The sequence below is a fragment of the Butyrivibrio sp. AC2005 genome (assembly GCF_000424145.1).
Classification (GTDB): Bacteria; Bacillota; Clostridia; order Lachnospirales; family Lachnospiraceae; genus Butyrivibrio.
In genome coordinates, this window is the sequence record NZ_KE384137.1 from 698,414 (window position 1) to 719,066 (window position 20,653).

Annotated in this window: 14 protein-coding genes and 1 pseudogene; 4 read left to right on the plus strand and 11 right to left on the minus strand. The window is 41.5% G+C overall.

Going from position 1 to position 20,653, the window contains the following annotated elements:
• Positions 1-7: 7 nt before the first annotated feature.
• The 4 genes from G602_RS0119935 to G602_RS0119950 all read right to left on the minus strand — a co-directional run bounded on the left by G602_RS0119935 (position 8) and on the right by G602_RS0119950 (position 4,819).
• Positions 8-931 carry a LysR family transcriptional regulator gene (locus tag G602_RS0119935; protein ID WP_026660576.1) on the minus strand — a complete coding sequence of 308 codons (924 nt, stop codon included), beginning with the start codon at positions 929-931 and terminating at the stop codon, positions 8-10.
• Positions 932-1,022: 91 nt separating this feature from the next.
• Entirely contained in the window at positions 1,023-1,712 is a 690-nt protein-coding gene (locus G602_RS0119940) for an Ig-like domain-containing protein (protein ID WP_026660577.1), read from the minus strand.
• Between the two features lie 159 nt (positions 1,713-1,871).
• Positions 1,872-3,587, minus strand: coding sequence for an alpha-amylase family glycosyl hydrolase (locus G602_RS0119945; protein WP_026660579.1), 1,716 nt, complete (start codon positions 3,585-3,587; stop codon positions 1,872-1,874).
• 257 nt (positions 3,588-3,844) lie between these two features.
• The gene (locus G602_RS0119950; RefSeq protein ID WP_330369234.1) at positions 3,845-4,819 is read right to left on the minus strand and encodes a hypothetical protein; all 975 of its coding nucleotides are present in this window, start codon (positions 4,817-4,819) and stop codon (positions 3,845-3,847) included.
• A 179-nt stretch (positions 4,820-4,998) separates the two neighbouring features.
• Here G602_RS0119950 and G602_RS0119955 point away from each other — a divergent pair, with 179 nt between their 5' ends.
• From G602_RS0119955 to G602_RS0119970, 4 genes are all read left to right on the plus strand, one after another.
• Positions 4,999-6,012, plus strand: coding sequence for a LacI family DNA-binding transcriptional regulator (locus G602_RS0119955; RefSeq protein WP_026660582.1), 1,014 nt, complete (start codon positions 4,999-5,001; stop codon positions 6,010-6,012).
• A gap of 324 nt (positions 6,013-6,336) precedes the next feature.
• Complete coding sequence (locus G602_RS0119960; RefSeq protein WP_026660583.1) at positions 6,337-7,722, plus strand: ABC transporter substrate-binding protein; 1,386 nt, start codon at positions 6,337-6,339, stop codon at positions 7,720-7,722.
• 117 nt (positions 7,723-7,839) lie between these two features.
• Positions 7,840-8,892, plus strand: coding sequence for a carbohydrate ABC transporter permease (locus G602_RS0119965; protein ID WP_026660584.1), 1,053 nt, complete (start codon positions 7,840-7,842; stop codon positions 8,890-8,892).
• Positions 8,892-9,761 (plus strand): carbohydrate ABC transporter permease, encoded by an 870-nt coding sequence (locus G602_RS0119970; protein ID WP_026660585.1) that lies wholly within the window; start codon positions 8,892-8,894, stop codon positions 9,759-9,761. Before G602_RS0119965 ends, G602_RS0119970 begins: the two co-directional genes overlap by 1 nt.
• Positions 9,762-10,175: 414 nt before the next feature.
• Here G602_RS0119970 and G602_RS0119975 read toward each other — a convergent pair whose 3' ends face one another.
• The 7 genes and pseudogenes from G602_RS0119975 to G602_RS0120005 form a co-directional block, all read right to left on the minus strand.
• Positions 10,176-10,703: a GAF domain-containing protein gene (locus G602_RS0119975; protein WP_026660586.1), complete on the minus strand. Its 528-nt coding sequence runs from the start codon at positions 10,701-10,703 to the stop codon at positions 10,176-10,178.
• Between the two features lie 904 nt (positions 10,704-11,607).
• Positions 11,608-12,246 carry an Ig-like domain-containing protein gene (locus G602_RS0119980; protein WP_026660587.1) on the minus strand — a complete coding sequence of 213 codons (639 nt, stop codon included), beginning with the start codon at positions 12,244-12,246 and terminating at the stop codon, positions 11,608-11,610.
• Between the two features lie 243 nt (positions 12,247-12,489).
• Positions 12,490-15,333 carry a glycoside hydrolase family 3 protein gene (locus tag G602_RS0119985; protein WP_026660588.1) on the minus strand — a complete coding sequence of 948 codons (2,844 nt, stop codon included), beginning with the start codon at positions 15,331-15,333 and terminating at the stop codon, positions 12,490-12,492.
• A gap of 204 nt (positions 15,334-15,537) precedes the next feature.
• Positions 15,538-16,458 (minus strand): carbohydrate ABC transporter permease, encoded by a 921-nt coding sequence (locus tag G602_RS0119990; protein WP_044932826.1) that lies wholly within the window; start codon positions 16,456-16,458, stop codon positions 15,538-15,540.
• 22 nt (positions 16,459-16,480) lie between these two features.
• Positions 16,481-17,482: an ABC transporter permease gene (locus G602_RS0119995; protein ID WP_081676084.1), complete on the minus strand. Its 1,002-nt coding sequence runs from the start codon at positions 17,480-17,482 to the stop codon at positions 16,481-16,483.
• 194 nt (positions 17,483-17,676) lie between these two features.
• The gene (locus tag G602_RS0120000; RefSeq protein ID WP_026660592.1) at positions 17,677-19,941 is read right to left on the minus strand and encodes a helix-turn-helix domain-containing protein; all 2,265 of its coding nucleotides are present in this window, start codon (positions 19,939-19,941) and stop codon (positions 17,677-17,679) included.
• A 366-nt stretch (positions 19,942-20,307) separates the two neighbouring features.
• Positions 20,308-20,653 (minus strand): annotated as a pseudogene (locus G602_RS0120005) (IS1634 family transposase); the annotation flags it as partial.

Below are 20,653 nucleotides of genomic sequence, written 5' to 3' on the forward strand. Positions count from 1 at the left end.
AGGCTTTTTAAGCAGTATCTATCATCAACTCAAGCAGCTTTCTGGCGGCGATGGACATAGGTCTGTTTTCGTCGGTAACAATACACATGTGGCGCCTTGGAATCATCCTCTGGAATCTAAGCTCAAAAAGCACTCCGGATTCAATGTATTCCCTGGCAAAATCCCTGACGACACATCCGACTCCCAGATTACGCAGGGCAAACTGGACAATCATATCACTTGTAGCAAGCTCGAACTCAGGGTGTATTGTAACCCCGTTTTCCGACAGAAAATTCTTAATATATTTTCCTGTACTAGTGTCTCCCTCCAGAAATATAAGGGGCATTTTTTCAAGCTCCTTCAAATCGATCATATGATTCTTATAGGAAGTAAACCGTCTCCCGGCAACAAATATGTCCTCAATCTCACGGACATTTCTATATGAAAAGTCCTTACCATAGGAAGATACCGCAGCGCCCTCCTTCGTCTCTGAATTATCAAAGGTAGAAACTATACCAAAATCTATCACATCATTTTCAAGGTAGTTCAAGGTCTCAGGCGTGGGACCATTGGTTACGGAAACCTTTATCCCCGGATACAGCTCATGATATTTCTCCAGGTAAGGAAGCAGGAAAAATCTCAAAGTCATGTCGCTTGCTCCTATCCGCACTTCACCGGCATCAAGGCGCAGAACCTGCTTAAGTCTCTGCTCACCAAGCTCCATCTGCTCATATCCCCTGGAAACAAATCTGAAAAGAAGCTCTCCTTCCCCGGTCAGTACCATTCCACGGCTTGTTCTTCTGAAAAGACTGACCTCAAGCGTTTTCTCAAGCTGCTTTATCTGCTGACTCACCGCGGGCTGGGAAATATTCAGTTCTTCTGCAGCCGCAGAGATTCCTCCGCATTTTGCCACAAAGTAAAAGACCTTATAGTATTCGAGATTAGCAATCATTTTTCTTTCCTTAAAAAATGGTATTGAAGAAGTGTTTTTCTCCAATACCATTTTGTTATATTTTCTATAGTTTTAGCAAGTAAAAAAGTTGTTACTTCTTACGCTGCACAGTGACTATTATCGTACATTTTTCCTTTTTATTGCTCAGATTTTTAACCTTAATCTTTGCGGTTCCGCTTTTTTTAGCCGTAATTATTCCGTCTTTTGATATGCTGACCACGGATTTCTTATTGCATGAAATAGAGAGTTTCTTAGAGCTTATCTTACGCCCTTTAAGCTTAACCGATAGTTTTAATTCGTCCCCTACCGAAAGCTTATTGTAATAGGTATTCTTTTTTTTCGAAATAACACAGCTACACTTCTTATACCCTTTATGCTTATTCTTTTCTTTCTTTAAGATGTCGTCATCATCTTCTTCGTCTTCTTCCATAGCCCTGATTATATCAGCAATGGCCTCGTCGCTATTATCATATATAACAGTGCTCTCACCGCTTAACTGATCCGAATTACCATCTGAGTCACCGGAATCTTCACTGCCATCATCACTCGAATCACCCTGGTCATCGCTCTGGTCATCGCCCTCTTCGTCAACCTCTTCGCCATCATCGTCGTCACCATCACTCTCGATAGCGGTATTATCCTCATAGATTACAGCAACATCCGAATCTCCCTCTGCACAAACTCTGATACCTGCAAAATCCGGGATTGAAACAGAAAAAATCAGCACGGCAAATAGAATCACCAATGCTGATTTTAGCTGTCTGCTCTTAAAATTTTTCATCTATACCCCCATTCCTTCCCGAAAGGAATTTCGGGAATCGTCTCATTTAGGAGTATTTTACCGTTCAGAAATAAATATTATTGTGGTAAAAATAACCATTTCATAAAATGGCTATGAAAATTTTAATAGCTCATTATTATATTTTTATGTAATAAAATTTCACTGCTCAATCTCGTAGTCATAGGTTGCAAAATCAGCCTTAAGAGCTACTCTGTTTCCATCCTTTTCCCAGATGAACTTAAGCACGGAACCATCCTGCTCAAGTGTGAGCTTTGAGTCAAATCCAAATGCAGGATTTGTGTTTCTGAGTCTTAAGAGTTCAAGCTGTTTCTCTACAACAGGCTTGTTCATCATCTCAGCCATCATCTCATTTGTGAGATTTGTACGATTGATTTCCTTATGTCCGCCTGCGCCTGCTCTCTCAACTGCCGCATAATCATTCTCACCTGCAAACAGATCAAGATACCAAACCTGGGGCTTACCGGGCATAAACATCTGAACAGCTCTTGCAAAAAGCATCTTCTTATCATCAGCTCCAAGAGCGCTGTAATATGTAGAATTAACCTGGTAATACATATTCTTCTGACCATGAAGATTCTTAACAAGACCGCCACGTCCGACAATAGTCTCGATAAGCTTCTCAATCTCTTCGTCAGGAATAAAGCCCTTAAGGTCAAGAACCGGGATTCCGTCATGGCATCCGAGCATATTTACAACTCTGATGTTTTTATCCATGAGCTCCTTAGCCCAGCGTGCAAGTACCTCTCCGCTCTTCTGCTCCATTGCATAGATAAGGAGTCCGGGAAGGAAGAAGTCATAGGTCATATATCCTTTTCCTGCAACCTTCTCATATATTCCGGCGCCATAGCTGTCGTGAATCTCAGGAAGAAGACGGAGACTATTCTTATCAGCAATTCCCTTAACCTTCTCAAGTACATCCCATGTATCGGGCTCATTTAAGAAGTTCTTCTTACCGGGTTCCTTGGGTGCATATGCAAAAGCATCAAGTCTTACGATTGCAGCTCCATAGCCTGAAAGTGTTTTAAGTGTATTTTCATAGTGCTCCCAGACAAGATCCGACTTAATGTTCAGATCCATCTGTCCCAAATATTTTCTTCCGTTTGCAAGGAATTCAAGAACAGCCTCCTTGTATTCCTCATATTTCCCAAAATCGATTTCCTCAGGTTTCTTTCCCTCATCAAGACCCTCGCAGACACTCTTAGCAATTCTCTCGGCAGTCATATACTGCATTCTGCCGCCGCCCTGCTCATCTGAATTAGTAGCAGTGCCATTCTTTTCCTTATAATCTTCCACAGCGGAGATTATATCCTGTGCGTCAGGCCTTCTGTACTGAACCTCCTGATAGAATGTGTTCCAGTAAGGTATCTCCTTACCGTCAGGCATGCGTACCATAAGGATAGGAAGTCCGGGTTTTCTGAAGAACATATCCTTAATATATTTCTGATCAGGCTGGATGTATCCTTCCTCTGTCATCTCGCCGCAGCCTTCCCAGAATTTGTTCCAGTTGATGAAAAAGTCTGCATATTTGGACTTTTCACCATTTTTCAGAAGGTCCTGAAACTGGGGAGATAAAACTGATGCATGATTCAGAATGAAATCAAGCTTTAAGTCAATTCCGAGTGCGCGAAGTCTGTCGAGATCCTCCTTGGATCCAAGTTCCTTATTGATTCCGTAATCAATTACAGAGAAACCTCTGTCAAGGTCTGTGTTATATATGCTGGGAAGAATATAAAAAGAACTGAAAGTGTCCTTGAATTCATCCTTCTCAAGCATGGTAACTATGTCACCAAGTGTGCCACCACAACTGTCCGGGTAGGCATTCAGCATAGGTCCGTTATCTACAAATTTACTCATAAAATCCTCTCTTTTTCCCCTCATCCGTCAGCTTCGCTGACACCTTCCCCCCAAGGGGAAGGCTTTATATTTTATGCCTTCCCCCTCTGGGGATGCTTTATATATATTATGCCTTCCCCCTCTGGGGATGCTTTATATTTTATGCCTTCCCCCCTGGGGATGCTTTATATTTTATGCCTTCCCCCCTGGGGATGCTTTATATTTATGCCTTCCCCCTCTGGGGGAAGGTGCCCGAAGGGCGGATGAGGGTCTTATAATCAAATGTTCATTAATTTCTTATACTCATCATAGCTTATGATTTCGCCCTGCTTACTTACGATAATCTTAGCCTTGTGAGCCTGTGCCATAAGCTTATTCTGCTCAAGCTCAAGAACCATCATAGTGAAAGGACTGTCGACCTTGCCATCACGAGCACGGCTTCTTCTGTGCTCAAGAGTCTCCTGAGGTGTGCTGTTAAGAAGGATCGGAATGTCAACTTCCTTCATGCAGTCTGTGTTACCATGTGTCCACTCAATGATAAGTACCTGCTTCTTAGTCATATCAACTTCATCGTACCAGAGAGTTGACTCATCTCTTCCCATTCTCTTAAGCCAAAGCTTATCAGCTCCGTCCTTGAAAGCAGCAAGGATAGAATCCACTTCTGCAAAATCTGTTTCATTAGGTGTTCCAAGATAAGCATCAAGTCCCTGCTTACCAGCATCAAGATAAGATGCAAACCAGGGATTCTCCTTAACGTGCTCTGCATTAGCATCGTCATTCTTCTCCTGGAGTTCCTTTACTATCTTGTAGTTATCAGTGTTCATAGCGCCGCCATCAACCATACCTCTGATACCGCACTGTCTGAAGGTATGAAGTCTCTCAGCATCATTGTACATAGGAATACGATGAGGATAGTTATCACCTGACATTGTGTAGCTGCCAATTCCTGACTGCTCAAGCATATAAGAAAGAAGTGATGCGATCTCAGACTTACCTACACCTGAACCACCGCATACTGTAATTACTGCTCTGCCATAAGGGTTTGAAGCTGTAACCTTTGAAAGCTCCTCAAGAAGCTTAGGGAAAATTGTCTTTGCCTTAGCTATATGACTGTCACCGATCTCAATCTTGTCTCCGGGCATATCACCATGAGGAATATCGGAAGGAATCTGAATGTCCTTCTGGGAAAGTTCTTTAACCATATCTGCTGTAACAGCATTCATAGGATTAATCTTGTTGTAATCTTTGTTCATTTTGGGTTCCTTTCAAAAAAAAATTATTAAAAATTGCCTGGTTACAACTTTAACGCAAAAGTTACTTATATTATGTGCATTTTTTAATTTTTGACAGCGGTTTTTCGCTGTGATATTTTAACACTATAATCATTTTTGAACTTTTGTAAAGTTAATTTTTTCTTTTTCAAGGATTTTTTATGATAACTATTAAAGAAATTGCGGCTCAACTGAATCTAAGTACAACCACTGTTTCCAACGTTATACACGGGAAAACAGGTGAGGTATCTCTGGCTACAATTAAGATAGTTGAAGATTATCTGAAAAAGGTCGACTATGTTCCTAATATCAATGCCAGAAATCTTGCGCAGAACGAATCCAAGATTATCGGTGTTGCACTCAAGGCAAGAGCCGACAAGTATGAGAATCTTCTAATGGATCCCTTTGTTTCCGAGCTTATTGGTGGAATTGAGGAATCGATCAGAAACGCCGGCTACTTTATGATGTTGTACATATCAAGCGACACTGCTGAAATCATGCGTCACGTTTCCACCTGGAACGTGGACGGACTTCTTCTATTCGGTATGATTGACAACGATGGTATCCGTGTCAGTGAGAGATATAAAAAGCCCATCGTATGTATTGATACCTATAGTATAGAGGGTCTCAAACACTTCATAAATGTAGGTCTTAACGACAGACAGGGCTGCTTTGACATGGTAAATTACATGATAAAACAGGGCCATAAGAAGATTGCTTTCCTCTCCGATAATATGAAGGGCGTCGACTACGAGAGATTTTCAGGCTACAAATATGCACTTGAAGGAAACGGCATTCATTATGAAGAAAACTGGTTCCTTAAGATAAAGCCTCGCAGTGATGAGATTGAGAGCTCTCTTGAGGAAATCTGTCATCGGGCGGAAGAATTCGATGCCATCATGTGTGTTTCCGACCTTTATGCTGTACAGCTTATGTGTGCACTGGAGGATCGCGGATTCAGTATTCCTGATGACATCTCTATTGCAGGCTTTGATGATACTCTTCTTGGTCAGCTGCATCGTCCCGCACTTACTACTGTCCATCAGAACGTCAAGAAAAAAGGAATTGTTGCCACAACCACTCTGCTTCAGCGTATCCGCGGTGAAAAGACACCAAAGCAGATCCAGCTTCCTACGGAACTGATTATCAGAGATACTGTACGAGCTAAGCAATAAGCCCGTTTTAAGGAAACGAAGTTTTTATCAGCCAGTATACAAAGTGCACAACGAATCAGGTTAAATAGTCGAAATCGTTTGAGCAATGTGCCATCATGCACATTGCTCTTTTTTATAAAAAATTAATTATTTTGAGTATGTTGCACAAAGCCAGTTATAATCAGCTTTCGCGCGTAAGGTATTGATATTTAATGATTTTTTTTGAATTTTTTACTTGTATTTTTCCAGTCATCGTGATATTTTAATTTCAGCATAAAACTTATGCGCAAAAGTAACCGCTAATCGTATAACTCGGTTAGCAAAGTGCACAATAAGGAGGGTAACATGAAAAAGAAAGTATTATCTATTCTTCTTGCTGGAACAATGGTTCTTAGCATGACAGCATGCGGTGGTTCAAACAGCACAAGCAACGACACTGCTGCAGACACAGCTGATTCTACTGCAGAAACAGCTACAGAAGAAGCATCCACTGAGGAGGCTGCTACAGAAGAAGCATCCACTGAGGAGGCTGCTACAGAAGAGACAGCTGCTGATACAACAGCTGCTGCAGGCGCTATTCGTCTTCTTAATGGTAAGCCTGAGATCAACGATCAGCTTTTAGAGCTTGCTGAGCTTTACAAGACTGAGACAGGTAATGAGGTTTCTATCGAGACAATCGGTGGTGACACAAGTGCCGGTGATGAGCTTAAGAAAATGTACCAGGCTGACAACATGCCTGACATCTTCGTTATCGAAGCTAACCAGGCTACAACTTGGGACGGAATGCTTGCTGATCTCGCTGGTGAAGAGTGGACAGATAAGACTGGTTTCGAACTCGTTGACGCAAACATGGGCACAATCGGCTTCCCTTATACAGTAGAAGCTACTGCTCTTGGTTATAACGCTGACGTACTTAAGGCTGCAGGTGTTGATCCTGCTTCTCTCACATCTCCCGCTGCTTGGCAGGAAGCTTGTGAGACACTTGATTCCAAGAAGGATGAGCTTGGCATCACAGCTGTATTTGGTTGGTGCGCTGAGCCTGCAAACCTTGGATGGTCTTCAGGTACACACGTATTTGGTCAGTATCTTGACGCCGGTCTTAAGGCTGACGACACAACTTACATCGACATGCTTAATGACGGTGGTAAGATTGACGAAGACAGAATGACAAAGTTCGCTGAGTTCATTGGCATGATGAACAAGTATTCAGATCCTAACCTTCTTGTAGACGGTACATATGATAACCAGGTTGCTGGATTCAAGGATGGTAAGTATGCATTCATCACACAGGGTAACTGGTGTGTAACATCTCCTGAGGACGTAAGCTTCGAAGTTGGTTTCGCTCCTTACGCATTCGAGGATGGCATCAACACAATCATCGCTGGACCTCCGTCATACTGGGTAGCTTACAAGGACGGTAACGTTGACGCTGCAAAGGCATTCTTCAACTGGTGCGCAGGCGATTCTGCACAGGATATCCTTGTAAACAAGGCTGGTCTTGTATCTCCTTTCGATGATTGCCAGTATGAAGCAACAAATCCTTTCTACAAGAGCATGAAGAGCTACATCGATGCTGGTAACTACAGCGGATGGCACACAATGCTTAAGAAGGACGGTCTTCAGAACGAGACATGTCAGGTATTCGCTGACTATGCTAAGGGAACAATCGCAGACGCTGCTGAGTTCACAGACAAGATTTCTAAGGTTATTGCTGGTTACTACAACAACTAATAACAACAATTAAAACCGGGGCAGGGCTATATGCTCTGCCTCAGTTTTTCACTAAAAACGGTTTTCTATTCAAATGAGGCAAAAGCAAAAGGCTTCTTCAATAAAGGAGATTAAGTTATGAAAACACCATCTGCTAGTAAGCAAGTTATGTCAATCCTATTCCTGATTGCCGGTGTTGCACTTGTTGTATGGTCTTTGGCGATGGATATCATGGGTTCAGGTGTGTCATATCGCGGAGCTACATTAGTGCTTGGAGCTGTCGGTATCATAGCCGGTTTATATTTCTATCCGACGATCAAACACCATCGTACAATTATTAATATCATTTTCCTGTTCCCGCTTCTGTTTGCTTTTGCGGTAACAGTTATCATTCCTCTCGTTCTTGGTATCGGATATTCCTTTACAGACTGGGATGGAATCAGAGTTAAAAACGCAGTTGGATTTGCCAACTACACAAGAATGTTCACTCAGGCAAGTTTCCTGTGGTCAATATTCATCACATTCCTTTTCGTAGTATTTAATATGATCCTTGTTAATCTGGTAGCTTTCCTGCTTGCACTTCTTTGCACATCCAGAATCAAGGGACTTGGCTTCTTCAGAGCCGCTTATTTCCTTCCGAACCTTATCGGAGGTATCGTACTTGGTTATATTTGGAACTTCATTTTCAGTAATGTAGTTACAGAGCTTTTGAATACCCAGTACTCTATGCTTGCGGATACCAAAACAGCATTTCTTGCTATTATTATCGTATATATCTGGCAGTATGCAGGTTACATAATGCTCATCTATATCACCGGTCTTAACACAATCCCCGGCGACGTACTTGAGGCTTCTGCCATCGACGGAGCAAAGCCGCTTCAGACTCTTTTCGAAATAAAGATTCCGATGATTGCTCCTACTATTACAATTTGTACATTCCTTACACTTACAAGTGCATTCAAACAGTTCGATGTTAACCTTGCATTAACAAATGGTACCGGATCTGTAGATATCCTTGATAACTACCTTACAAACGGTACTGAGATGCTCGCTCTTAACATCTACAACACTGCTGTTATCAAGAACGAATACGCATTTGGTGAAGCAAAGGCCGTTCTGTTCTTCATTATCCTTGCCTGTGTATCAATTTTACAGGTTCGTATTTCTAATAAGAAGGAGGTTGAATTATAATGCATACAAAAGAAAAAACTTCAAGCGTTGTAATAAGACTTATAGTTGCTGTTATCATCGCTGCTTATGTTCTTTTCCCCTTCTTCCTTGTTTGTGTTAACTCATTTAAGCAGTCAGCTGATATCACTTCAAATCCTATCGGATTTAATGGTGTATCATTTGCACAGTTCACTAAGAACATGAATGACGTTATCAACAACAAGAGCTTTACTTTCTGGCAGACATTTGGTTATTCAGCACTTATCACCATCCTGTCACTTGTACTCCTTGCAGTACTTGGTTCAATGGCAGCTTGGGTTATCTGCCGTAACAAGACAGTTTGGTCAAACATCATTTACTTTACATTCATCGCATCAATGATCATTCCTTTCCAGGTAGTTATGCTTCCTCTTATCTCTACTTTCAGAGATGTCGGAAAGTTCGTTGGTATCCCGATGCTTAAGTCCGTTCCCGGTATCGTATTTGCTTACCTCGGATTCGGTGGTGCTATGACAGTATTCATTCTTGTTGGATTTATTAAGGGAATTCCTTTTGATCTTGAAGAAGCTGCATCAATTGATGGTTGCTCACCTGAGCAGGTATTCTTCAAAGTAATCTTCCCTCTTCTCTCACCCGTTATTACTACAGTAACAATTCTTAACGGTATGTGGATCTGGAACGATTACCTTCTTCCTTCAATGATGCTTGGTCAGAATGGTCCCGTTAAGACTCTTCCCGTTGCGGTTCAGGCTTTCGTAGGTTCATACGTAAAGCAGTGGAACCTGATCCTGGCAGCTGCACTTCTTGCAATCCTGCCTATGGTCATCCTCTTCCTTATCGCTCAGAAACAGATTATGGAAGGTATGATCGAGGGTGCGGTAAAGGGTTGATACCACTTAGCTTACAAACCCATTCCATATAAAATCCCCGTGACAGTTCGCCTCTGTCACGGGGATTTCTTTATTGTGTAAGAGGACGAAAAAGAAGGGTGGCAGCCCATATATTTATTATTTGCTCGTGTTGAAATGAGAACTCCGCTAAGCCCTGGGCATCAATTTCTGCGTGCAAGGGCACTTGAAATTGATAGGTCTTAGCTCCGTAGTTCACATCTCGCAAAGTAATAAATATATGGGGTTCACCCTTCTTTTTCTGTCTTTTCCTACATTATAAAATATCTTTCCGATATATTATTTCTTATCCATGCAATTATTACTTTACTTGAGATTATTTATTATTCATATTAAGTTACTCTTTTCAAATAAGCCTTTTGATAAAGGAAGCTCTACTAAACATAGTATTTTAAATTAAATACTACAAGGAATAATTCTTGACATTAGTTCGGCACACTTCTCTAGGTCAGCGCTTTCTTCGTTGGGTTCTGTGAAGCGGCCTTCTGTGTTGCTGTCGATGTCAAGGACACCTACTACTGTTCCATCAGCTGCTCTAAGCGGAATTACTATCTCCGATCTTGCTTCACTGTCGCAGGCGATGTAGCCGGCAAACTTGGAGACATCCGGAACAATGAGCGTTTTGTTTTCTGCTGCAGATACCCCGCATACTCCACGTCCGAGCGCTATATGTGTGCAGGCTACCTTTCCCTGGAATGGTCCAAGGACAAGCTCGGTATTAGCCGCCTTTGCGTTGATGGCACGAGCCTGTGTTTCCATATCAGAGCCTGATGTAATCTGTACGTCCTTATCTGCCATGAGGTAAAAACCTACCCAGCTGACATCATAAAGCTGCTCCCATAGGCATGCAGCCACATTTGACAGGTTTGTGATGTACCAGTCCTTTTCATCTATCATTGATTCCACATAATTTGAAATTGCCATATTACCTTTATTTCCTCCACCTATTTTTATAAATTTTTGACTTTTAAAAGTTGTTCGCGGCTATGCATTCTGTCTTTGTATAGTCATTCCAACCCCTCAATCAATATTTTATAACTCTTTCGTAGTGACGTAATTGATATTTAAGGAGTAGACCACCAAATCCATTATTCAACTTTTAGACTGATGCATTTTAACTTGCGAAAATAACGATTCCTAAATGAATTACGTCTGTCCGCGAACATATTTAAATTTCGACGTAAGCTAAATTTGGTCAGTTAACCAACACTTGGATTTTTCTAACTATTGACGTAAATCTTCATGAATAGAACTAATTATATTTCATGCATTTTACGTCTATTCATAATGATATTATTTTATTGGTATAATGCTCCTATTTACTGGTAGCCCAGTATCTATTTTTTCTCCTCCTTTGACTGAATTACTCCTACTAACGAGAACACTCTTCCTCAATGAGTTACGTCTATTTGTCATCAAATCAGCAGTTGGTAATAACCACCATTTTATGATTACACCAATTCTCTCTAAAACCTTTTTCCGACGTAACACCCAATTACAAAAGGTATATATTGCTGCGTTATTGAACATATCATTATAATGTATATAATCCGCTTATTTTTATTGCTTATACATACACAATTAAATCAGCAAAAATATATTATCATATTATAAGTTATCCTGCGATATTATATTTTTACAGATATTTCTTTTTCTAATATAAAACCGCACCCGGAAGTTATTACCGGATGCGGTCTGTAACAAAAATTATAACTTTTTTCTTCCTAATGCTTTCTCAAGGAAAACATCTCCTATTTATAAGCTTTTATAGTCAGCTTAATTCTGATATAGCTTTCTATGACTAGCTAAATTATAACTTTGTATTCTATCAGTTTACGTTAACCAGGATGGCTGCGTCTTTTCCGCCCTTCTGAGCATGTACACGTGTTGTGCCATGTCCTACGGCTCTGATATTACCCTGATCATCAACTGTAGCAATGTCAGCATTCTCACTCTGCCAAATAACTCTGCCATTGCTGCCTTCTTCATCAGTATAAACCTTGCAGGTCCAGCCTTGTCCAACGTCAAGTGTGATTGAAGCTCTCTCGAGCCAGATCTTATTAACCTTGCCCTTACTTTTACTGCTACTATTCTTACTGCCGCCACCTACTTCTACATAGATGTATGCTTCCTGATCACCGTTCTTATCAGTAATCTTAATCTCAGCTTCGCCTGACTTCTTAGCCTTGATCACACCACTGCTGGATACGGAAACTACTGACTTTCCATCGGTTACTTTATACTTACACGATTTCTTGCCATATGTAGAACCATTCTTCTTAACCTTGATCTGAACCTTAGCGCCTACTTTCATATCGATGTCCTTGTCATCACCAAGTTTTACCGATACCTTCTTGGTTGCTGCTTCTGCACGGTATGCAGGCATAGCAATTATGCACAGCGAAGCTGCCATGACTACAGCCAGCGCTGCTGAAATAATTCTCTTGATACTAACTCTCTTACCCATAAGAATGATCTCCTTTCACAAAAACTATCATAACCAATTAGATTTTGATGTTCCCCCATAGTTTATTATTATCACTCTTAAGGATAGAAGTAAACTTAATCGAGCTAGTATTAACGAACATTTAAGAAATTTTATAAAGCCTTAAAATAAGCGGATTTTCGGCATATATTTTTTATAAAAAAAGCAGAATGAAAGTTTTATACTTTCACTCTGCTTTCCCCAATCACTAGATTTAAATACTAATCAAAGTTCCGAGATGCCTCTCTTAAACTCTTCCTCAAGGTCCTTGGTCTTGATTATCTTTACAGACTTAATCTCAAGGCCACCCTGAGCAAAGTAGAATTTCAAATAGAAGTTGCTCATAATAGCAGGATTCATTCCGATTCGCACTGTCTGCCATTCTTTATCCATTCCGGTTAAGGTCACTGTTTTTATCAGCATCTTATCCTGGAAAATTGAAAGCGGAAGCTGTGCAACATCAGGCTGGTTATCTGCTCTAAGTACAAGTTCCATATCCATAAGGCATTTTCTCTTTGAAGTAACAACAAAGGCTGTTGTAGCACCTTTCTGGACATCAATAAGTGATGTATCAAGTTCTGTCTCGCCCTCATTAAGAGTCAGTTTAATAAGGTCCTGGAGCTTGGCATCATCCTCTGACATGGCTTTTGCAAGCTCCTTATCAAGGGCTGATTCCTCGCCAAGCATATGTCTGTAGGCCGGTGTTTTCAGAAGGAACTCACATATATTGGTTGCGCATCTTGCGAGCTCAGCTCTGGTAAGTTTTCCTTCTTTAAGTGCCTTCGGAAGGTCATCTCCGCTAGAATTATCGGCAGCACTTGCATTAACCATGTTGAGATCGTTCTGTGCACGAACCTGAGCAGATACGTTCTGATAATCACCGTGAGCTCCGGCTTCATCGTTACCCATTGCCCACCAGTCTGTCATTACAATACCTGTAAAGCCCCATTCTCCTCTCAGAATAGTTGTGAGAAGATCATAGCTACTGGATGTCCAAACGCCGTTTACAGGCCCGTAGGTGCTCATTACAGCCCTTGCTTCACCCTCTCTTACTGCAATCTCAAAGGCCTTGAGATAAATCTCACGAAGAGCTCTCTCAGATACCACATTATCAACAAAGTGTCTTCTGAATTCCTGTGTATTTCCTGCAAAGTGCTTGATAACACCTGTAACATCATACTTGTGAAGTCCCTTTAGCTGTGCTGATACCAGCTTACCTGTAAGAAGCGGATCCTCTGAAAAATACTCAAAGTTTCTTCCGTTAAGAGGGCTTCTGTGTATGTTCATGCCGGGACCTAAGAGTGCATCAATTCTGTTTCTTCTAAGATCAAGAGCCTCCCATCTAAAGAGCTCTTCATTTAATTCTTCATTAAAAGTACATGCAAGACATGTTCCATTGGGAAGTGAAAAAGCATGTGTACCGCAGTCCATACGAATTCCGCTGGGACCATCGGAGCATCCGCCAACAGGAATTCCAAAGTCTGCAAGGCTGTCTGTTACGCCGCCAAAAGCACCTGCAATACCTGCAGTAACCTTCGGTGAACACATACCCTCGCCGCGCATCATCGTTATGAGATCCTCATCAGAGAGCTGCGCGATAAACTTCTCCATTGAAACCTTTCCGGCTTCAACGTCCTTAAGCTTGTATCCCTTATCTCCCGTGAAAGGTACACATTCCGGAAGTCTGTCCTTTCTCTTTTTGTTAGGATCAAGAGTTCTTACAGGAACCTTTTCAGAGGTCTTACCATATATAAAATCGTCATTAGCAGCTTTTGATACAGCTTCTTCCATCTGAGTACTATCCGGCTTAAGTCTCTCAAATTCCTTTACCGGTGCATAAGCTTCCTCACACTCGGTAATAACCTCAAGCTTCTTAATTTCAAACTCGCCGATTTCTGCGGCACTTCTGACATCGCTTCCTGCGAAGACTTTATAGCAGCCCTCTTCAAGGACATAGGAAGATTTATGCTTTGTAACGCCGCTATCATCATAGGAAGCAAGCCAGTACTTGGGAATATCAAATTCCAGACACTGCATTTGTCCGGGCTCTAAAAGGTCTGTTTTTGCAAAACCGCAAAGCGCTCTCTTTGGCTTACCAAGAAGTCCCTGAGGTGCCTCAAAATATACCTGTACAGCCTCTTTTCCTGCTCTGTCACCGGTGTTGGTAACAAGAACCTCAAGTGATATTCCGTCCGTTTCGTCATACTCGAACTCACCCAGCGCAATATCAAAGTTTGTATAAGAAAGACCATATCCAAAAGGATAAAGTACAGACTTTTTATCAAAAGTCTCGAAATAGCGGTAGCCTACATAGATATCCTCTTCCTGAAAGTTTCTCTTATCAGAGCCAAAGTTCTCGGTTGAGGAATAGTCTGTAATGTTCTCTGCAATTGTATCAGCAAGCTTACCTGAAGGGTTAACATCTCCCGATAATACGTCCAGGACGGCATTTCCACCCTCCTGACCTCCCTGCCATACATAGAGAACAGCCTCAGGATCAATCTCTTTTACCCATTTCATGTCAATAATATTGCCCACATTAAGAAGAACAATTACTTTTCCGAAGGCTTTCCTTACCTTCTTAAGAGCATCTGTTTCCTCATCTGTAAGGAGGTAGCTTCCGGGTTCATTTTTAGTATCCTGATCCTCGCCTGCGGTTCTTCCGATTATAAAAATTGCGACCTCAGATTCTTCAGCTGCCTTTTTAGCAAAAGCATCCGTCAGAGGCATTTCCTTCTGGAACCAGGGTTCTGCTGCCCAGCCCACTCCCGTATCAAAAGGATTCTCCTTAACGAATTCCTCATAGGCCTTGCGGACATCTGTATTTATCTTATATTTTTTAGAGTCCTTCAGCGCTTCGTAGATTCCAACAACATAGTCTACGTTAACCATGCCGCCTGAACCGGTTCCGCTCTTGTAATAATTCATCTGGCTTCTGCCGAAAATGGCGAGCTTTGTGCCCTTGTCCAAAGGAAGGGCGTTTTTATCATTTTTCAGAAGGACTATGCCTTCTGCAGCTGCCGCGCGGGCAGTTTTCTTGAATTTTTCAATATCCCATGTTTTTGCCATAGTTTTCTCCTGTCACTTTTATACCCCTCATCCGTCAGCTTCGCTGACACCTGTCTCCGCTCCGCTTCGGTCCGCGCTAAACCAACGTCCCCGGACGTTGAGCGCCCCCAAGGAGAAGGCTTTAAATATTATTCTCTCCTCCCTATAGGAAGGCATTATAATAATACTCTCATATCAGAGATGAAGGCTTTAAAAAATATATTATCATCCTTTTACGGCGCCTACCATAACTCCCGACTCGAAATATTTCATTACGAAGGGATATACAACAAGCATAGGTGCACTGGAAACGATAATTACTGCATATTTTACAAGCTGCTTGTAGGCGTTGGCATCAGAAACTGCATCGAGGGCAGACATACTCGCAGCTGTGTTGGAGTCGTTTACGATAAGTATCTCTCTAAGTACAAGCTGAAGCGGGAAAAGCTCACGATTCTGCAGGTACATGGAAGCCTGGAACCATGAATTCCAGTGCTGGATTATGTAGTACAGAGCGATTGTAGCAGCGCTTGCCTTAACAAGAGGGAGAAGCACCTGAAAAATAACTGTAAGGTCTCCTGCTCCGTCAAGTCTTGCTGATTCCTCAAGTGCCGGCGGCACTGTCTGGAAGGCTGTTCTCATGATAATAAGGTTGTAGGTCGAAATACATGCAGGCAAAATAACGGCCCATCTGGTGTTAAGAAGACCAAGCTTCTGCATGATGATATATGAAGGAACAATTCCGCCACCAAAGATCATTGTGAAGGAAATGAGCATCATTATCGCATCAACAAAGAGCATATCTTTTCTTGAAAGTACATATGCACTCACTATTGTCACAACAAGACCAAGGACTGTTGCCGCAGTAACATAAATCATTGTGTTAAGAAAGCCCCTTACAAGGTCTGAATTGTTAAACACAAGCTTGTAGCCTGTAAAGTTGATCCCATGAGGAAGAAGAACCAGTCCGCTCTGGGTATTGAGCCAGTACGGATCACTTATTGATGAAAACAAAACGTGGATTACAGGAAGTATGAAGGCAATTGCCAGCGCTGTAAGCAATGCATAATTAAATACTACGAAAGCCTTTCTTGAAAAGCTGCTCTTAATCCTGTTTTCCTTAGGTGTAATTGCTATAGAACTCATTTTTATATAAACCTCCCTAATATCAGAACAGAGATGTCTCTGTGTATTTGCGACTAAGCTTGTTGGTTGTCATGATAAGCACAAGATTTATCACTGAATTGAAAAGACCGACAGCGGTTGAATAGCTGTAATCACCATCCATAAGACCTTTTCTGTAAACATAGGATGCGATAATGTCAGCTGTATCATAAATCTGTGAATTGTACATAAGTATTGTCTTTTCATAGCTTGATGCCATAAGCATTCCGACTCTTAAGATCAGCATGATGATGATGGTCTGGCTGATTCCCGGAAGTGTAACATGGATCAGCTGCTGCCAGTGACCTGCGCCATCTATTTTTGCTGCCTCGTACTGCTGCTTATCAACTCCTGAAAGAGCTGCTATATAAAGAATTGTTCCAAATCCAAGACCCTGCCACAGATCGGATGAAATGTAGATTGTTCTCCAATAGGAAGCTACACCTAAAAGGTTCTGTGATTTTCCTGTAAGCATTGTCATAAGTGTTCCAAGTACACCTGTTGTCTTACAGAAGTCAACTACGATACCACAGACAACTACCATTGAAATGAAGTAAGGCAGGTAGCTGAGTGTCTGTACTGTCTTCTTAAAATATTTGTTTCCAATGTCATTAATAAGAAGTGCCAGTATGATTGTCAGCGGGAAGCTGATAAGAAGACTCCATCCGTTAAGAAGGATTGTGTTCTTCATTAGTCTCCAAAAATAGAATGAGCCAAAGAAATCGGTGAAATTTTCAAGTCCCACAAATCTCTTTATGAGGCTCCCGAAAATTCCAAACTTGGGCTTATAATCCGAAAACGCCATCAGAATACCGCCCATAGGCATGTAAGCGAATACTACATAAAATAAAATGAGTGGCACAATCAAGAGATATCTTTTCCAGTTCCTTTTAAGATCCTTCCTGATTGCCTCCTTTGTATACTTTCTCTCCCTGGCCGGCCTGGCACTTTTAACTGCCTTTCCGGTCTCCTGTCTCGTCGTGAACGATGCCCTAGCAATAGCCATTTGTAACCCTCCTAATTCTAAATACCATTACCGCCTTATGTATCTGTCATGAAAACAGAACATCATGTGCGGTTCCTTTTTCGTATTTACACCTTAGGACAAAAAATCCCCCTCTAAAAGAACCAGCTTTTGTTTTCCCGCTGATTTTTTGCTCTTTTAGAGGGGACACTTTTTGATATCGATATGCAATTTTTTTATTTCCTGCTGTCTCTATAGGCTCCGGGCGTGATTCCTTCGTACCTCTTAAAGGCTCTTGTCAGTGCTTTTGCGTCAAGATAGCCCGATCCAACCGCCGCATCATTAACAGATGCTCCTTCTTCCAGTAGCTCTTTAGCTTTTTCCACGCGAAGCTTCTGAATATAATCAAGAAGTCCCGTTCCCATGACACTCTTGAAGGTTCTGGACAAATGGGATACCGTAAATCCGTACTCATCAGCAATTCCTGACACTGAGAAGCCCTGCTCCGTGTAATGCTCCTGAATATAGACCTGAACGTCGTCCATCCAGGCAGGGATTCCATCCTTTTCCTTCTCCTCCATATAGTCGATAATGGATGAAAACAGCTCCTTACTGATCTCTCTAAGCTCTTCCATACTCGTAACAGTCATAAGGCGCTCTTCGTACTCGAGAGACTCCATAAATTCCTTATCCGCCTTCTCCATCCTGTAAGAGATTGACATGGTAAGAATAGCCGCAAGACCGTACATACGGTAGATATTCTGTCTGAGATACCTTCTGTTATGGGGAAATGCCCTGCTAAGATAAGTATCCATCATCTGATAGGCTTCCTTGAAATTGCCGGTCTCAAGGCAGTTCAGCATCATTCTGACTGTCTCTGCATATTCGTCGAAGTTCACCATATCCTCGTCTGCCTGCTCGGTTCTCATAACCCAGACAGAATCGGCATCTGAGCCTTCACGCCAGAATATTCTGTACTCCAGCTCTGCCTTCAGCGTCATATAAATCGTTCTCACATCAGCAAAGCTCTCATAGGTCTCGCCCATAAGAATATATATAGGCTCCCTCAGTGTCTGGCTGTAGAACAGTCTCATCTCATCCAGCTTTTCTTCAAGAATATCCCTGTCATTATCAGAACCGATTTTCATGAAAATAAGGTAATCATCGCTGCATTTGTAGACTCTGCTGTCATTTTTTTCCGTAAGCTCATCAATGATATTTTTAAGTGTAAAGGACATAATATCCTTATCAGCGTTGTCGGCGGGAGAAGATGCCTTTACATTAAGAAGCGCTCCCTGCTTTTCATCCTTGGGACGAACGATTATCATCGACCATTTGTCGCCCTCGTTTGCCTCCATGAACTCACCAAAGGTCTTTATTACTGAGCTTTCAGTTTTAATATCACCATCAAAAACTCGTCTTATGCGGTTTTCATACATATATGGTTCGAGAGTGGATACATGTCTCTGCATTAGAGAATTCTCGGACATAATGCTTGAAACCTTGCTGTTTACGCCCTTGAAGGTCTCCATGAAGCCCGCGTCCTCTTTTTCATTGATGACATCAAGAAGCTCCTGGAGCGGCTTCCAAAGCCTTGTTGTCGATTTGTAGGACATATACAGCATGATGGCTATGGCTCCGATGAATTCTATTGCAAAAATAAGCCAGAATATGCGAACCGACCTGAAAAGACTTGATTTGGGTGTTCCCACAAAGCAGCTCCATGGAATCGTGGAAAGACCGGCATAAGCATAGTAATAGCCATCGCTGCTGATTCCGTTATTTCCCATATCCTTCATAACGTCCTCTGCTGTCTTCTGCAGATTCTCATCGGATGCATATATTTCTGAGTTCCCGTTAGTCAGACCGGTAACGTCCTCAGGCTTCTCACCAATATCAATTTCTGAGACATGGCACTCCAGTACAATTACTGCCTTCTTTTTATAATGGTCATCATATACATTCTCCATGAGCCACACGCGGCCATCTGAAAAAATGTGGCCTCCGCGCAATCCCTCAAAATCAGTGACTTTGGTAAATTCTTCGGGTTCCATGCCCAAATTTTTTATATAGGAGTTAATCACCTTGGAATTCCACAGTCTTGACGATATAGAGAACAAAAGATTGGTGTCATTATAATAAACATATGCCTCTCTGATGGTGCTCCGATGGATATTGTTGAGAATCAGCTCACGAAGGCTTCCAAGCTCATGAATCTGAGCTCCCATTTCTTCCTCTGTGCTGTTTAATGTCTTTGTCAAAACACGGTCAGAAGCGATATAATCCATACTTGCATAGAGCTGGGCAAATTCCTTATCAAAATTTGCAGCCATGATCTGTGCTCTTTGCGCAGCAAGAGACTCCGTGTTACTCTCAAGTACACGGTAGTTATAAACATATCCCGCCATTGTTCCAAGAAGGATAATTCCGCATATAATAATGTAGGAGCTCAAAATTGATTTAAAAATGCTCCCGCCCAAAAGATTACTAAGCTTTTTCATAAGTTGTATGCCTCCGAATTGTCCGCTAAACATTGTAACACATTACATTTCAGAGGATAAATAAAATTTCTATGACCCACTTTTTGAGCCGCATAAAATCAAGATTTGGCACGTGATATCAATTTTTGGGCATGCCTTTTTATCAAAAAAGACACCCGTTCAAAAATACTAAGCCTTGTTTGCACAGGGGCCAAAAAATATACTAAGCTCACAAACAAAAACCGTTTTAGGAGGTAACAATGAAAAAAAGAGGTATAGCACTTTTACTTTCCTGTCTTTGACAGTTTAATACCAACTAAAGACGCCAAAAGCCTTAATACATCAGGCTCTTGGCGTTATTTTTGTGATTCTTGATATATAGTAATATTACCTTTGCTTGCTTTGTTTTTCTATAGTTCTCATATCAGCTTTAGTAATGAATTCGTAATCGGTTCTAAAACCGCATACTTTATGAAGGGCATCAGTAATGCTTATCACGAATGTAAGTTGGCATGTATCCCTGTCCTTTAATGTCTGCAAATTTCATTGATTTCAATTTATCCAAGATTTCTTCACAGGTGTATTTGTTTTCAAGTTGCTTTTCCAATAAACGATAAACAAGTAATGACAGGAAACATATCAGGAAGTGGGCTTCTATTCTGTCATCTCTTCTGATATAGACAGGTCTTGCAGCGAAATCTGTTTTCATGATTCTGAAGCATTCCTCGATCTG

Bases quoted from the DNA above. Each gene is read 5' to 3' on its own strand.
- G602_RS0119965 (WP_026660584.1), top strand. From the start codon at position 7,840: ATGAAAACACCATCTGCTAGTAAGCAAGTTATGTCAATCCTATTCCTG.
- G602_RS0120000 (WP_026660592.1), bottom strand. From the start codon at position 19,941: ATGAAAAAGCTTAGTAATCTTTTGGGCGGGAGCATTTTTAAATCAATT.
- G602_RS0119935 (WP_026660576.1), bottom strand. From the start codon at position 931: ATGATTGCTAATCTCGAATACTATAAGGTCTTTTACTTTGTGGCAAAA.
- G602_RS0119985 (WP_026660588.1), bottom strand. From the start codon at position 15,333: ATGGCAAAAACATGGGATATTGAAAAATTCAAGAAAACTGCCCGCGCG.
- G602_RS0119945 (WP_026660579.1), bottom strand. From the start codon at position 3,587: ATGAGTAAATTTGTAGATAACGGACCTATGCTGAATGCCTACCCGGAC.
- G602_RS0119950 (WP_330369234.1), bottom strand. From the start codon at position 4,819: ATGAACAAAGATTACAACAAGATTAATCCTATGAATGCTGTTACAGCA.
- G602_RS0119990 (WP_044932826.1), bottom strand. From the start codon at position 16,458: ATGAGTTCTATAGCAATTACACCTAAGGAAAACAGGATTAAGAGCAGC.
- G602_RS0119955 (WP_026660582.1), top strand. From the start codon at position 4,999: ATGATAACTATTAAAGAAATTGCGGCTCAACTGAATCTAAGTACAACC.
- G602_RS0119940 (WP_026660577.1), bottom strand. From the start codon at position 1,712: ATGAAAAATTTTAAGAGCAGACAGCTAAAATCAGCATTGGTGATTCTA.
- G602_RS0119970 (WP_026660585.1), top strand. From the start codon at position 8,892: ATGCATACAAAAGAAAAAACTTCAAGCGTTGTAATAAGACTTATAGTT.
- G602_RS0119960 (WP_026660583.1), top strand. From the start codon at position 6,337: ATGAAAAAGAAAGTATTATCTATTCTTCTTGCTGGAACAATGGTTCTT.
- G602_RS0119975 (WP_026660586.1), bottom strand. From the start codon at position 10,703: ATGGCAATTTCAAATTATGTGGAATCAATGATAGATGAAAAGGACTGG.
- G602_RS0119995 (WP_081676084.1), bottom strand. From the start codon at position 17,482: ATGGCTATTGCTAGGGCATCGTTCACGACGAGACAGGAGACCGGAAAG.
- G602_RS0119980 (WP_026660587.1), bottom strand. From the start codon at position 12,246: ATGGGTAAGAGAGTTAGTATCAAGAGAATTATTTCAGCAGCGCTGGCT.